Origin of the sequence: Tigheibacillus halophilus, assembly GCF_042683165.1 — a bacterium.
Lineage (GTDB): Bacteria > Bacillota > Bacilli > Bacillales > Amphibacillaceae > Tigheibacillus > Tigheibacillus halophilus.
Genome location: NZ_JBHUIZ010000003.1, coordinates 920,680 through 935,386, shown reverse-complemented (window position 1 = coordinate 935,386; position 14,707 = coordinate 920,680). Strand labels below are relative to the sequence as shown.

18 protein-coding genes are annotated in these 14,707 nt (G+C 41.9%); 1 reads left to right on the top strand and 17 read right to left on the bottom strand.

What is annotated here, in order from left to right; genetic code table 11:
- Window positions 1-73 precede the first annotated feature (73 nt).
- From ACFSMW_RS05265 to ACFSMW_RS05230, 8 genes are all read right to left on the bottom strand, one after another.
- The gene (locus tag ACFSMW_RS05265) at window positions 74-1,600 is read right to left on the bottom strand and encodes an FAD-dependent oxidoreductase (RefSeq protein ID WP_390353634.1); all 1,527 of its coding nucleotides are present in this window, start codon (window positions 1,598-1,600) and stop codon (window positions 74-76) included.
- 157 nt (window positions 1,601-1,757) lie between these two features.
- On the bottom strand, window positions 1,758-2,444 hold the full coding sequence (narI, locus tag ACFSMW_RS05260; RefSeq protein ID WP_390353633.1) for a respiratory nitrate reductase subunit gamma: 687 nt from the start codon (window positions 2,442-2,444) through the stop codon (window positions 1,758-1,760).
- 25 nt (window positions 2,445-2,469) lie between these two features.
- Window positions 2,470-3,072, bottom strand: a complete 603-nt coding sequence (gene narJ, locus ACFSMW_RS05255) for a nitrate reductase molybdenum cofactor assembly chaperone (RefSeq protein ID WP_390353631.1) — start codon at window positions 3,070-3,072, stop codon at window positions 2,470-2,472.
- Window positions 3,073-3,075: 3 nt separating this feature from the next.
- Window positions 3,076-4,572, bottom strand: coding sequence for a nitrate reductase subunit beta (narH, locus tag ACFSMW_RS05250; protein WP_390353630.1), 1,497 nt, complete (start codon window positions 4,570-4,572; stop codon window positions 3,076-3,078).
- Window positions 4,562-8,242, bottom strand: a complete 3,681-nt coding sequence (locus ACFSMW_RS05245; RefSeq protein WP_390353628.1) for a nitrate reductase subunit alpha — start codon at window positions 8,240-8,242, stop codon at window positions 4,562-4,564. Before ACFSMW_RS05245 ends, narH begins: the two co-directional genes overlap by 11 nt.
- Before the next feature lie 19 nt (window positions 8,243-8,261).
- Window positions 8,262-8,513: a hypothetical protein gene (locus ACFSMW_RS05240; protein WP_390353627.1), complete on the bottom strand. Its 252-nt coding sequence runs from the start codon at window positions 8,511-8,513 to the stop codon at window positions 8,262-8,264.
- 16 nt (window positions 8,514-8,529) lie between these two features.
- Window positions 8,530-8,829: a hypothetical protein gene (locus ACFSMW_RS05235; RefSeq protein WP_390353625.1), complete on the bottom strand. Its 300-nt coding sequence runs from the start codon at window positions 8,827-8,829 to the stop codon at window positions 8,530-8,532.
- Between the two features lie 15 nt (window positions 8,830-8,844).
- The gene (locus tag ACFSMW_RS05230) at window positions 8,845-9,261 is read right to left on the bottom strand and encodes a hemerythrin domain-containing protein (RefSeq protein WP_390353624.1); all 417 of its coding nucleotides are present in this window, start codon (window positions 9,259-9,261) and stop codon (window positions 8,845-8,847) included.
- Window positions 9,262-9,537: 276 nt separating this feature from the next.
- Here ACFSMW_RS05230 and ACFSMW_RS05225 point away from each other — a divergent pair, with 276 nt between their 5' ends.
- Window positions 9,538-9,840, top strand: coding sequence for an acylphosphatase (locus ACFSMW_RS05225; RefSeq protein WP_390353623.1), 303 nt, complete (start codon window positions 9,538-9,540; stop codon window positions 9,838-9,840).
- 58 nt (window positions 9,841-9,898) lie between these two features.
- Here ACFSMW_RS05225 and ACFSMW_RS05220 read toward each other — a convergent pair whose 3' ends face one another.
- The 9 genes from ACFSMW_RS05220 to mobA form a co-directional block, all read right to left on the bottom strand.
- Window positions 9,899-10,138, bottom strand: a complete 240-nt coding sequence (locus tag ACFSMW_RS05220) for an indolepyruvate ferredoxin oxidoreductase subunit alpha (protein ID WP_390353622.1) — start codon at window positions 10,136-10,138, stop codon at window positions 9,899-9,901.
- 217 nt (window positions 10,139-10,355) lie between these two features.
- The gene (locus tag ACFSMW_RS05215) at window positions 10,356-10,559 is read right to left on the bottom strand and encodes a DUF6501 family protein (RefSeq protein ID WP_390353620.1); all 204 of its coding nucleotides are present in this window, start codon (window positions 10,557-10,559) and stop codon (window positions 10,356-10,358) included.
- A 149-nt stretch (window positions 10,560-10,708) separates the two neighbouring features.
- The gene (gene msrA, locus ACFSMW_RS05210; RefSeq protein ID WP_390353619.1) at window positions 10,709-11,659 is read right to left on the bottom strand and encodes a peptide-methionine (S)-S-oxide reductase MsrA; all 951 of its coding nucleotides are present in this window, start codon (window positions 11,657-11,659) and stop codon (window positions 10,709-10,711) included.
- A gap of 77 nt (window positions 11,660-11,736) precedes the next feature.
- Window positions 11,737-12,252 carry a VrrA/YqfQ family protein gene (vrrA, locus tag ACFSMW_RS05205; RefSeq protein ID WP_390353617.1) on the bottom strand — a complete coding sequence of 172 codons (516 nt, stop codon included), beginning with the start codon at window positions 12,250-12,252 and terminating at the stop codon, window positions 11,737-11,739.
- Between the two features lie 302 nt (window positions 12,253-12,554).
- Window positions 12,555-12,776 carry a YozE family protein gene (locus ACFSMW_RS05200; protein ID WP_390353616.1) on the bottom strand — a complete coding sequence of 74 codons (222 nt, stop codon included), beginning with the start codon at window positions 12,774-12,776 and terminating at the stop codon, window positions 12,555-12,557.
- 26 nt (window positions 12,777-12,802) lie between these two features.
- A complete protein-coding gene (gene tatC / locus ACFSMW_RS05195; RefSeq protein WP_390353614.1) occupies window positions 12,803-13,558 on the bottom strand; it encodes a twin-arginine translocase subunit TatC in 756 nt (251 codons plus the stop codon).
- Window positions 13,559-13,629: 71 nt separating this feature from the next.
- A complete protein-coding gene (locus tag ACFSMW_RS05190; protein WP_390353613.1) occupies window positions 13,630-13,800 on the bottom strand; it encodes a twin-arginine translocase TatA/TatE family subunit in 171 nt (56 codons plus the stop codon).
- 25 nt (window positions 13,801-13,825) lie between these two features.
- Window positions 13,826-14,020 carry a twin-arginine translocase TatA/TatE family subunit gene (locus ACFSMW_RS05185; protein ID WP_390353611.1) on the bottom strand — a complete coding sequence of 65 codons (195 nt, stop codon included), beginning with the start codon at window positions 14,018-14,020 and terminating at the stop codon, window positions 13,826-13,828.
- Window positions 14,021-14,122: 102 nt separating this feature from the next.
- The gene (mobA, locus tag ACFSMW_RS05180; RefSeq protein WP_390353609.1) at window positions 14,123-14,701 is read right to left on the bottom strand and encodes a molybdenum cofactor guanylyltransferase; all 579 of its coding nucleotides are present in this window, start codon (window positions 14,699-14,701) and stop codon (window positions 14,123-14,125) included.
- Window positions 14,702-14,707 lie beyond the last annotated feature (6 nt).

The window sequence follows — 14,707 nt, the reverse complement described above, 5'->3', positions numbered from 1 at the left end:
TTAAATCATTCATCTTAAGCATAACATAGGATAACGTTCATGTAGTCCAATCCACTCTTGCGAATATTTCCCTTCATTCCCCGTCTATGTGCTTCAACGGCCGTTTTGCCGGTCCTTCGATCACATCCCCCGTATACGAAAACCTTGAACCATGGCAAGGGCAATCCCATGTTCGTTCTGCATCATTCCATGCAACTTCACAACCCCAGTGGGTACAGGTAGTATCCACGATATGCAGCTGATTTTCGGCGTCTTTATAAACCCCAGCCCGCTTTCCGTCTATTCTGGTAATGACAGCTTCATCAACAGATAAATCATCAAACCGTTCTTTTGTAAAATCCAATTTTCCTTTTAGTAGATGCTTGGCTACGTCCGTGTTCCCTCTTATCAATTTCCTTGCTGACGGATCAGCTTTGAATCTTGATGGGGAAAAAATATGAGCATACGCATTCTCTTTTCCGATAATGGCATCTGAAATGATTTTTCCGGCGATGGTTCCGCTTGTCATACCCCATTTTCTGTATCCTGTTCCAACGTAAACTGCATCTTCTGTTTTAGTAATTGGTCCAATATAAGGTAGCTTGTCCAATGTTGTCAGATCTTGGGTAGACCAGTGATAAAGCACCTCTGCTATACCAAATTGTTTTTGGGCAAATTCTTTCAATGCCTCATAATGTGTTGTCATTTGTTCACCTTGGCCGGTCTTATGGTTTTCACCGACGATCAGCCAAATATTTTCCTCTTTTGAAGAAAGTGCCCTGATTGACCTTGTAGGATCTTCGGCATTAATATACATGCCACCGGGAAATTGTTCTTTTGTTTTAACTGCTAGCACATAAGCACGTTCAGCATACATCCGGATCGGATAAAGTCCTTGACCATCATGAAAAGGGAAATGTGAAGCAACAACCACGTTTTTGCATTTTATTCTATGGCCGGCTCTTGTGATGATAGCCGGGTGCTTGTAATGTTCTACATCTATTGCCGGCGTGTCAGTATAAATTGTCACACCCGCTTGTTTGCAAGCTTCTGCTAGAGCAAGCAAATATTTTAATGGATGAAATTGTGCCTGGTTTTTCATTACCAACGCCTTTTTATACGGTATTTCCAAAGGAAGATCATCAACAATCCCCCCTGGGATATCTAATTTTTCATAAGCTTTCGCTTCATTTTCCAACTGTGAAATATATTCTTCATCATCTGTGTAAATATAGGCATCTTCCTTGGAGAAATCACATTCAATCTGCAAGTCCCTAACCGTGTTCTCGATAATACTTATTGCGTCTGTCGCCGCTTTGTAATAAAGTGAAGCGCTTTCTTTTCCGAAATGGTTGATTAACTCATCGTAAATGAGTCCATGTTGTGCAGTGATTTTTGCTGTTGTGTGTCCAGTTGTTCCTTCTAATATTCCATTCGCATCGATGAGGACCGTCTTTATGTTATTCTTTGCTAAAAGATAGGCCGTCGTTAACCCGGTTATTCCTGCTCCTACAATCCCGACATCTGTATCAATTGTCTCTTCTAGTGAAGGAAAATCCGGTAATGTTACAGAATCCATCCAGTATGATGTGCCAGTTGAAAACTTTTTTTCCTCGTTCATATACATATCACCTTTTTCTAACTTGGTTGCTAGTAGTATTACCTGTTTTTATTTTTAAATGTCCAGCAGCGAGCTGCTTTTTCAATATTTCAGGATCAAGATAAATTAAAAATACCGGGAAAAGGATATTACCTTTTCCCGGCTGCGATCAAAACGATCATTTATGATATTGTGCCCGGGCTCGGTATTGCTGTGGCGCTCTTGATGGATAATTGACCGGGATACTATAAAAGTGAACAAGTCTTGTAAACGGCACAGAAGCAAACAGTGCAAATGCTGCCAGTATATGCACCTTGAATAAGGTTGGCACGCTTGCCATCAATTCATATTTCGGCTGGAAAATGAACAAACTTCTGAACCAAGGACCAATGGTTGTCCGATACTCGTATTCAGATACCGTCGTATTATAAACCAGTGTCATGTACGCTCCCATACCAGCTACTATTATCAGGGCGATAAGTGTGAAGAAGTCAGCGAATGTGGCATGGATTCTAACAGGATCGATTACTATTTTTCTGATGAACAGAATAATCAATCCGACAACTACCATCAGCCCCGCTATGCCTCCACCATATATGGCTCCAAAATGGTACAGCTCATCCGTGATTCCTAACGATAAATAGAATCCCTGTGGTATAACCATACCCATGATATGCCCAATAAAAGCAAACACAATACCCCAATGAAAAAGAGGAGATCCGATTCTCAGCCACTTCTTTTCAAAGAATTCAGTAGATGGTGCAGCCCAAGTCAATTGGCGGTATGCAAACCGATATAGAAGACCAAAAATCATGATCGTTACTGTGATGTAGGGGAAAATAACCCATAAAAAAATGTCTTTCATACCTTTTCCTCCTCAAATGAATTCCTTAGTGATACATGATTGGGTAAGGCAACTCTTCTAAATCAGCTTCTTCCCTGTCAAATTCGAGTTTCTCCACATCTTCTTTTGTAGGGTTCGGAAATACATATTTCATCAACAGAGACAGGACCGGGTGATATAAATTTTCAGATGGCAGAAATCGCAAGATGCGGCTGAGAGCGACACCAAGCCTTTTGCACATTCTTTCATTATCATTACTATCATCTGAAACAGCTAGAAATTCAAGAAGCATCGGAATATAATCTGCAAGCTCATCATCAATTCGGTCGAAGCCTGCTTTATTGATAATTTTTTGCAATTTAATTAGCGCCGCTCCTCTTTTATTACTGTCTCCTAATTCATGGGCTGTGAGATACAGCCCATGTTTAGATTTTAGATCGAAAGTTTGTACGTAAAGCATCTGTACATCAGAAAGCTTCTCATTCTGTAGGCTTGTGATCGCCAATTCGACTTCTTCCTGCAGCTCAGGGGAAGTGAAATGCTCTTTTCCATAGTCGGTAATTTCTTTTTGCAAATTATCCAAATCGATGTCAGGATACTCTAAAAGCCTTGAAGTGACCAGTAGCAATGCACGCGCTTGTTGATCCATAACTCATTCTCCCCTTCCAAATGGGTAAGTGACCAGTCCTTCCGGCGGGGCGATATCCTCAAGACTGCAAGCACCTTGGGCATAATATAAATCGTCATCTGTTTCTCTTCGGCCAGTAGGAATGACGAAGCGCTCATCATATTTGGCCACTCCTAATAAGCGGGCCATTTCTTCCAATTCTTCAGGAGTCGTGTCGGCTTCTTTTAATAGTTCGCTTTGCCGGAACGCATCTACGCCGCCTACTGTTTTTCCTCTCATATGAACACGCATCGCGGTCAGTTTCATCAGTACTTTGCGAATTACAGTTGTATCATCTGCGGAAAGGATAGAGGCTAAATATTTCATGGGAATCCGCATTTGATCAACAGCAGGAATATATCCGTCTGTACTTAATTCGTCTTCATTTGTTATATGGTTCATGATCGGGCTTAGTGGCGGTACATACCATACCATCGGCAATGTTCGATATTCCGGATGTAATGGCAGTGCGATTTTCCATTTCATTGCCATTTTATATACGGGAGAATTTTGTGCCCCTTCAATCCATTCCTCATTGATGCCAGCTTTTCTGGCTTCTTTAATCACTTCTGGATCGAACGGATCCAGAAAGACATCGAGTTGTGACTGATAAAGTTCTTTTGGATCTTCCACTGAAGCGGCAGCTTTGACCTTATCTGCATCGTACAGTACAACACCAATATAGCGGATGCGGCCTACACAGGTTTCTGAACAGATGGTAGGCAGACCTGCTTCTGTTCTTGGATAACAGAAATTGCACTTTTCAGCCTTGTGAGTGTTCCAATTGTAATACACTTTATGATATGGGCAGCCACTCATACAGAATCGCCAACCGCGGCACTCCTCCTGATCAACCAGAACGATGCCGTCTTCATCCCTTTTATATAAGGCCCCAGACGGACAGGAGGCGACACAGGAAGGGTTCAAACAATGTTCGCAAATTCTCGGCAAATACATCATGAATGTTTTTTCATATTCCAGCGATATATGTTCTTGCAGTTTTTCAACAGTCGGGTCTTGTGAAACCACATCTGATCCGCCTGCCAAATCATCATCCCAGTTTGGTCCCCATTCCGGTTTGTCAATATATTTTCCCGTTATTGTCGATTGCGGACGTGCGACAGGCAGGTTATCCACTTTCGGACTTTCTATCAGGTTAAGATAATCGTACGTCCAAGGCTCATAATAATCTTTCATCGTTGCCATATCGGGATTATAAAAGATGTTTACAAGCTTGGAAATTGGGCCGCCGGCTTTCAACTGCAGTTTACCGTTTTTCAATACCCATCCGCCCTTGAACTGATCTCTGTCTTCCCACCTCTTTGGGTAGCCTGTGCCTGGTCTGGTTTCCACGTTATTAAACCACATATATTCTGTGCCAGGCCGATTAGTCCACGTATTTTTACAAGTAACCGAACATGTATGGCACCCAATGCATTTATCCAAATGCATCACCATTGCCACTTGTGACTTAATTCTCAAGCCAATCTACCTCCTTCAGCTTCCTGATGACTGCGACAGTATCTCTTTGGTGTCCTGTGGGGCCATAATAGTTGAAACCATAGCTGAGCTGCGAATAACCACCAATCATATGCGTAGGTTTTAAGGAAACTCTCGTAACACTGTTATGGGTTCCGCCACGTTTTCTATTGATGCTTGTCGCAGGTACACCCATCGTTCTGTCCTGGGCATGATACATATAGATCATTCCCTTTGGCAATCGATATGTCAGTATGACTCTGGCGGCAATGGCGCCGTTACGGTTATATACTTCCACAAAATCATTATCTTTCAAATCGATTGATTTACCGTCTTCTTCGTTCATCCAGAGCACTTGCCATCCACGGAACAATGTCGACATGTTGGTGGTATCTGTGAACATGGTATGGATACCCCACTTTTGGTGTGGCGTCAGATAGCGGACAGTCAGCGATTTTCCTATAGCTTCCGGTTCTGTTTCATTTTTAAGGAATGGCCCATATCTTAATGGCGGCAAATATAGTGGAAGTGCTTCACCAAAATCCAGCATCATTTCATGATCAAGATAAAAACTCTGTCTCCCAGTCAATGTACGCCATGGAATATTGTATTCTGTGTTGACCGTAAACGGCGAATAGCGCCTGTGATCTTTTTCCAATCCGCTCCAAACAGGAGTGGAAATAGCGTTTTTAGGTTGGATCGTTATTTCTCGAAGCGTGTGATCTTCTTCTGCCCTAGGCTTTGCAATCTCTTCCAGTTTTTGTCCGGTTTTCGCTTCTAAAGACTTCCATCCTGCAACAGCACGCTTTCCATTTGTAGCTCCAGACATTAATAAAATGGCATCAATTGCCTTTTTATCTGTATATAAATCCGGGTGATCTTTGCCCAGTCCTTCACGATTCGATTTTCCGAGCCTTGCACCCAGTTCCTCATACACTTCTTCACCAGGTATGAGCACTCCCTTACCACCGTATCCTTTCTTGATCAAAGGCCCAATACTGGTGAATTTATCGTACACATTTGGATAGTCTCTCTCCACGATTTTCATGGATGGCATTGTTTTACCAGGAATAGCCTCGACTTCCCCTTTTCGCCAATCCTTGATTTTCCCCATAGCTTGAGCAATCTCCTGTTCAGAATCATGTGCCAGCGGCATGGTCACAAGTTCCTCTGTAGCAGGCAAATGCTCTTTCGCCAGTTCCGAGAATACTTTACTGATCTCCCTAAACGTATTCCAGTCACTTTTTGCTTCCCATGGAGGTGAGATGGCAGCGTTAAAAGGATGAATAAATGGATGCATGTCTGTACTGCTGATATCGAATTTTTCATACCATGTAGCTGCCGGTAATACAATATCTGAAAACAATCCTGAACTTGTCATGCGAAAATCTACACTGACCAGCAGATCAGCCTTGCCTGTTGGGGCATCGCCATTTGTTTTAACGTCTGTCGGCTGCCAGGAATTTTCCGGTTCCGCCAATATATTGCTATCTCCGCCAACGAGATGTTTGACAAAGAATTCATGGCCTTTACCACTATCCCCAAGCAAGTTAGAACGCCAGTTAAAGAAGACCCTTGGGAAATTGCGTGGATCATCCGGGTTTTCAATTGCCCATTCCAATTCATCATTTTTAATTTTTTTAACAACATCTGCTATAATATCCGCTTCTGTTTTCGCACCTTCTTGCCGGCTTGCATGTACGATGTCCAGTGAATTCTGTGTGAATTGCGGATAGGATGGCAGCCAGCCAAGTCTTGCAGACAAAGCATTCATATCAGCTGGATGCATTTGGCTATATTTGCTGTCCCATGGTGTCGTTTCCTCATTAAATGTAGTCTCGTAACGATATTGATCCGTTTGAAAATAAAAATAGGATGTACCATTCTGGAGTCTTGGAGGCTTTTGCCAATCGTTTGCAAAGGCCACTTGCTGCCAGCCTTCTTGCGGCCGGACTTTTTCTTGTCCAACATAATGGGCCCATCCTCCACCGTTAACCCCTTGCGAACCAGTCAGCAAGACGAGGTTCAATATACAACGATAAATCTGATCGCTATGATACCAATGGTTTGTTCCACCTCCCATGGCAATCATCGATTTCCCATTCGTACGGGCAGCATTATCCGCGAATTCCCTTGCCACTTGGATGACATGATGACGATTTACGCCTGTAATGCTTTCCTGCCAGGCTGGCGTGTACGGTTTCGGGTCATTGTAATCAATGGGATAATTGCCCTCCAAGCCCCGGTTGACTCCGGTGTGTGCCATCATTAAATCAAAAACAGTAGCAACCTTCAGTGCCTCACCATTTGTGTCTTTTATTTCCTTTACCGGAATACCACGTTCAACTACATTACCGTTTTTTTCAGCGAAATATGGAAAAGCGATTTGGACGGTATCGTCTGCGTCTTCAATGAAACTTAGTTTAGGATCAATTGTAGTACCATCCTTTTTTTCTAATTCCAAGTTCCACTTATTGTCGCGATCCCATCGAAATCCCTGGCTGCCATTCGGAATTTCAAGCAAATCTGTCTGCTCATCCCAAACAACCATTTTCCATTCGCTTAAGTCCATGTCTTTCCCTATGTCGGATGCGCGTAAAAACCTCCCGCTGCGCCAGCCATTCTCTGTTTTTTCTAACAGGACTAAAAATGGCAAGTCAGTGAACTTTTTCACATAGTCAATGAAGTATGGTTCTTGTTTATCAACATAAAATTCCTTCAATATAACATGTGTCATAGCCATTGCCAAAGCACCGTCCGTACCTGCTTTAGCAGGGAGCCAGACATCTGCAAATTTTTCATACTCTGCGTAGTCAGGACTAACGCCGACGACTTTCGTACCATTGTATCTGGCCTCTACCATGAAGTGAGCGTCCGGTGTCCGCGTTTGCGGCAAATTTGTCCCCCAAATGATAAAGTATTTGGAGTTGTACCAATCTGCACTTTCAGGAACATCCGTTTGCTCTCCCCAGACTTGCGGAGATGCAGGAGGCAGGTCGGCATACCAGTCATAAAAACTCAGGATTGTCCCGCCGATGAGAGATAGAAACCGGGTACCTGCTGCATAGCTGACCATTGACATGGCAGGAATTGGACTGAATCCGGCAATACGGTCGGGGCCATATTTTTTTATCGTATGGATAGTGGAACTGGCGATAATCTCGCACATATCTTTCCAACTAGCCCGGACGAAACCGCCTTTTCCTCGGGAATTTACATATTGGCTTCTCTTTCCTGGATCAGAAACAATCGCTTCCCAAGCGTCTACCGGATTTTTCCCGGCTGCCCTCTCCTCTTTCCAGAGCTCGTATAAATCCTTGCGCACATATGGATATTTGACCCGAATCGGGCTGTATGTATACCATGAAAAACTGGCACCTCTTGGACAGCCGCGCGGTTCATATTCTGGAAAATCATCTCCTGTGGAAGGATAATCAGTTTGCTGTGTTTCAGAAGTGATAATGCCATCTTTCACATAAATTTTCCAGCTGCAGGAGCCGGTGCAGTTCACGCCGTGTGTGGAACGGACTACTTTATCGTGTTGCCAGCGCCTTCTATAAATATCTTCCCATGCTCTTGGGCGGGGGCTCTGCTCTGTCCAACCCTCGTTTATTTTTTCGCCTCGTTTAATATGTTTTAAGGATCCAAGCAGTTTATTTCGATTCTTTTTCAATTCAAACACCTCTTTCGAGTTAGTTGATCGGGTTGAAACGTTCACCAAGAATTTTAAAACCACCTGGTCCCACCTTCAACTCTTCTAAGAAGGTTGACAGATTGGGGGTGTTGGCTGCAACCAGTATAAGTCTTTCGAGTGTATCCATTTCTTTGATTTGATAGATCTCATCGATGATGCCTGGAGAAATTTCTCCAAAACGCATCCGTAGTACCGTCAGCAGATCCTCTCTATCCTGTACAGCATTTGCATCTTCTTCAAACATAAACATAACAGCCCTCCTAAGCTTATGGTTTAACCATTTTAAAATAATCGCTTACCATCGTTTCTTTAATCTTATCACCGGCTTCCTTAATAAACCCGATGATGCAGGCATCAAGTGAAGCTATTTCTTCGTGAGTGAAATGTTTTGATATATGATTGGCATACCCATCCCCAAAATGAAGTATCAATTCATACCCGCTCGCCGTTTTTTTTATATTCGCTTGTACATCATAGGAATGAATATGCATAGCTTCAAGGTTTTCCGCAATCAGTTCATAGATTTCCGGAAAATCGATACGCATGATCTGTTCTTCTGCATCCATTGGCATCACCCCATCTCAGTGTTCTGGAAGAATCTCTTCCTCGGCTTCATTATGTAACCTGTCGACTAGAATCAACGCCTGAAAACGCTGGACAACTTGATCATCTATTAGCTTCTGCTTCAAAAGACCTTTGATATCTTTCACTAACAATCTCAGAAGCTCATGATCCCTGGTCAATTCGACAATCGCATTTTTTTTTGCTGGATCTTCCTCTACAAGTTCTTTGTACAAACCTTTTTCTTCCGAAGCCGCATGCTGCAGTGTACGGGTTTCCCAGTGTTCCACAATGACGTAAGCGACTTCCATCGCTTTGTCTAAAATACTATCTTTAATGAGTTGATCAAGCAGTTCAGTAAGTTCGACCGCCTCATTTAAAGCTGCCTCATGAATGGCAGAATGGCTATCGACATGACGTAAACCTGGACCTGACATTTTCAATCACTCCTTCATTCGAAATTGGCTATCGTTAAATTCAGAAAAGCCCTTTTCATGATTAGAATAGCACTTAACATTCCCAGTCACAATAACAATCCAAATTAGTGTGACAATCATCACATCTTCAAAATCTTGTCGGATGCTTATATTATGTATTAACAAATAATTCCGTTATTAAACCGCTTTCAATATGTTTTTTTATTAAGTGGGAAAATTGTTTATGCATTTTGTTTTTTTTAGAGATTTTTTTTTGCTTAAACAGGGAAAAGATATATGAAGTTTTTCAAAAAGGAGTTGTTTACCTTGTTTGCACATGTACGAATCAGTGGTCGCGTGCAAGGTGTCGGATTCCGTTTCACGGCTAAACTGGCAGCATTGGAATATGGTTTAACCGGGTGGGTTAAAAATAAAATGGATGGCACCGTCGAAATGGAAGTTACCGGTGAGAAAGAATCTGTTGAAGCCTACTTGGATTCTGTCCAAGCAGGATTGAATGCTTCCATACAGGTCGAACACATGGAAATTGAAAAAAAAGAAGATTCATCAAAAGAATTTTCTACTTTTTCCATTGAATAGAACAATGCAATCATGCCCATTCATGTCAAAAAGCCGCTTTTATCAGCGGCTTTTTGATTTATCGTTCTTCAAAAAATTGACGATTAAGTGCTATATACTTTTCTTCTTCCCCCGGTACTTCATCCTCCATATAAATTGCTTCAACTGGACAAACAGCCTCGCATGCTCCGCAATCAATACAGATATCCGGATCGATATAAAACATATCTTTGCCTTCTTCAATGCAATCAACCGGACATACTTCAACACATTCCCCGGCTTTTTCATCTTTACAAGGCGATGTAATTACAAATGCCACTATTTTCGCCTCCTTTAATGCTCTGGTGTAACCGGCCCTTACAAACAAATGTATCAGTGCACCGTTTGATTATCACCCAAATGGCATATACGCAGCTCCATAAACAGAAACGTCTAACATACTGCTGAAGGAGTTTCGCATATGCCATTTACTGAGTGCTTTTTCTATTTGTATGCTACATCATCGCAACCATCCGAATAGTCTAAAAGGATCAGGTTTAAACTTCATCAAAATATTCTTTGTGAAATCCACCAATACGGTGACTGTTATCAATGATAAAGTAAAATTCTTCCGTTTCGTTTTTGACGTCATACATTTTCCCAGGTGTAAGCGTGTTATTTACCACAAACTTTTTAGCATCATTATGAACACATCTAATTTGTTTAATGGTGGGTCTGTTTTCCCAAGTATGGTGATTCAATGCGTTACCCCTCTCTTTAAAAAATCTCAGAAACAGTATAAGTCTGTTTTCAGGGGCTACTGGGGAATCGAGAATTTTCAGTAGCCTCTCTCATTAAAATGCTGTTTGAACGATGTGCTTTTATAGCATAACATGTTTACCCTAAAAGGTTAATCAAACAAATGTAAATATGCTTCATAACCTTCTTCAGCCATTTTCCCTTTGGGGATAAAACGCATTGCTGCAGAATTCATGCAATATCGTTGGCCGCCGTGCTCTTTGGGGCCATCCGGGAATACATGGCCCAAATGAGAATCTGCCGTTTTACTCCTTACTTCTACCCTGCGCATGCCATGAGAAGTATCAAGTAATTCCTTCGTTTCCTCTGGATCGACTGGCTTGGTAAAGCTTGGCCAACCGCAGCCCGCGTCAAATTTATCACGGGAGGAGAATAAAACCTTTCCAGATACGATATCCGTATAGATTCCCTCTTCCTCATTATCCCAATATTCATTTTGGAAAGGTGGTTCGGTGCCTTTTTCCTGTGTAACATGGTATTGCATTGGCGATAACTGCTCCCTTGATTGAAAGACATTTTCATCTTGCCAATTATTTTCAATGAACGCTTTTCTTCCTGAGCCCTGCTTGTACATTTCATAATGAAATGGATTTTTACGGTAATAGTCCTGGTGATTTGTCTCTGCAGGGTAAAATGTTTGTGCGGGCAGAATCTTTGTCACGATTGGCTTTTTGAATTTACCGCTCTCCTGAAGCTTTTGTTTGGACTTCTCGGCAGCTTCCTTCTGGGCTTTGTCGTGGTAAAAAATAGCTGTTTGATACGATTCCCCACGATCATGAAATTGCCCGCCTGCATCCGTCGGATCAATTTGACGCCAGAAAGTTTCCAGCAGTTTTTCATACGGCATCAGTTTCGGATCAAATGTAATTTGCACCGCTTCTACATGTCCTGTGGACTCCGAGCAAACTTCTTCGTACGTCGGGTTTTCCGTTCGGCCGCCGGTATATCCTGAAACAACAGATTTAATCCCTGGCTGCTGGTCAAAAGGCTCTACCATACACCAAAAACAACCCCCGGCAAAAGTTGCGTACATTTCTGTCATGTTTGCCACCTCCCAAATTCATTTCGTTATCTATATTTTTTATCTTTCGGGCTTTAATTGCAAGCAGAATGCTTTATCTATATATATAACAACGGCACAGATTCTCCAGTACGCTTCTGTTTTTGGGCAGGGGGAGTATGATCGGTTGATATTGGTGTTTCTGCAGATGCGATATGTGGTTCATTGATCTTACCTTCTTCTTCCTTTTCTTCGCTTTCCACGCTCTCCTCACTGTTATCATCATCGCCGCTTTCCATACTGCTGAGAGCTTTCATCATTTTGAACATGGCAGGCAAATTTCTCACCATAGGTCCATATTGCTTAATCATGGGCGCCGTGGTTTCAACCATCTTCAGTATTTGTTGGATGTTTTGCAGGGAACCGGCAAAACCGCCGCTACCTACTCCTGTTTGTGCCATACTTGAAAAAGGCATGCCTGTTTGCGTAAAACCTGTATTTCCAGCTCCGAAAATACCTTTCAGCATGGAGGTTAAACCATTACCAGTACCTTGCGAGGGGACTGGGAAATTGCCAGGTCTTTGAAAGGGACTCATCGGGCCGAACATACCTGGTCGCTGTGGCGGAAAAACCATACCTCATCACTCTTTCTTTGTGTTCTTGTATATTATACGCAGTGTCACATCAAAGAGTGAAAGGAAATATTTCCCGGGCAACCGCAAAACTCCCTAAAGATTTACGTTATGCGAAAATATTGTCGATTGTAAAATTAAAACAAACGTTTGATTTAATCTTATGAAAGCGGCTCTTGAAGAGAATACGTAAGCCCCGAAGATCTGAAGATAGCATGTACTGCAATCAATCATACATCTCCGGATACAGTACTCGAGCCATACTTAAAAAATGGTACAAAAAAAGTCAAGCGAGATATCATTGCTCAACTTGACTCTTTGTCCAGATAAAGCTGCCACATTTCATCGAAGACATACAATGCATTTGTGAAAGGGCTGAATGATTCCAAATAGTCGCTGACTTCATCATAGGAATGCGAATGCTTGGGAAAATCGGTGTCGTAAAACATCCAATCTGCCAGCCTGCTTTCGTCATCTGGCTTTTTTTTGCCACGGTAGCTCATCATGAATTGATAAAAGGTGTGCATGTTGCTTCCCCCTTTGTTCCATAAAACTATTGTTGCATAAATTGCTCATGCAGTTTCAGCTTTTTCCGATAGACAACCCCTGACAAAATGATACTGATTTCGTAAAGCAATATGAGCGGTATTGCTACAACAACTTGCAGCACAAAATCCGGCGGTGTCACGGCTGCACCAACAATAACCAAAACAAAATAAGCATACTTCCTTGTCTTTTTCATAAATGCGGGTGTGAGTATACCTATTTTCGTCAGAAACATAGAAATAACAGGTATCTCGAATAAAATAGCGAACGGTATCGTCACCCGGAACAAAAAGTGGAAATAATTGTCCACTGTAAAAATGATGTGAAACATGCCGTCATTCAAATCCAGCAAAAAAGGAAATATGAGTTTGGTGAAAACAAGATACCCAAAAACTAAACCTGCAATGAATAAGATGAACAACGCCGGTATATAAGCGACAGAAGCTCTGCGCTCTTTGTCGGTCAAAGCAGGTTTGACAAAAAGCCAAATTTGCAATGCCAGGACTGGGATGGTTGCCACTAAACCAACCAAACCCGACATCGTGAAGTAAATCCAAATTATATCACCAGGACTGGTCGATGCCAGTTTGAAATCCAAATTTAAAACAAAGAATTGATAGATGTCCTTGACATAAATGAAACCCAGGACGAAAAATAAGATAAACCAGACAGCGATAAAAATCAGACGATTACGCAATTCTGAAAGGTGCCCTACCATGTTCATTTCTTTTTCCTGTATATGTTGTTCGTTTTCTTTTGGCATCTCTGTTCATAACCTCCGCGTTAAAGCAAAAGAAAGATGTAGGATTTCCCCTACACCTTTTGTATTTTTCATCAGGAATGCTGACTATGCTGATGGTCCTTATCCGATTTCGCCGCATTCTTAAATTCCTTTAAGGAAGAACCGAATGCTTTACCAATTTCGGGCAATTTAGAAGGGCCGAAAATGACCAGGGCAACAATCAATATGAGAATCAATCCAGGTATACCGATGTTGCTAAGCATATTGTATCACTCCAATCAGTGCAGCTTACTTTTTAACTACTTCTTTCGCTTCTTTTATTTCGTCTGTGACGTCACTGGTCAAATCCTTAGTGGACTTTTTAAACTCACGAAGCGTTTGACCTGCGGCTTTGCCAATCTCGGGTAACTTTTTAGGTCCGAAAACGATTAATGCAACAAGCAGAATCAAAATCAAACCCGGCACACCGATATTTGAAAGCATCCTCTCACCTTCTTTAATCATAATCATGGAAACGATAACTTCAATTAAAATGTTTGTTATTTCTTTGTATAGTTTAGCACGTTTTTTGAGAAATAAACAAGCTTAATATAGTTTCGCCTGCTCATATTGTTCAGGATAATTCATGTTAAAAAAATGTTTTTGCAGCTGTTCATTGCTAAAACCAGTAAACTCTTTTTCATAATTTGCGTGGATATATTGAAAAAAGCTGGTCACCTTTCGTTGTCCTTGCTGCAATTGCAGTTGAATTTTTGCGTATACATTTTTTCGATATATTCCAGCAAGCGGATGTAAACGGTTTTCATAAACTGGAATAACAGCATCATTATCCTGTAACTTCTGAAGCATATACAGATAAATTTTATGATTGATCATAGGCATATCGCAAGCAGCAAATAAGAACGCATCTGCATCAATATGGTATAAGGCAGTTTCAATACCGGCAAGCGGTCCATCCCCAGGAAATCTGTCACTGATGATCTGCCAAGGCAGGAATGACATTGGTCCTGCATCATTGGCTATAACTGCGACTTCATCTGCACAAAGTGCAAGCTCATCTCCAATGACAGAAACAACTGGCTTTTTGTTCATTTCCAGCAAAGCTTTATTCGTCCCCATCCTTCTGGATTGACCACCGGCGAGGACTACACCGCAAGTTTTCATCCCCAC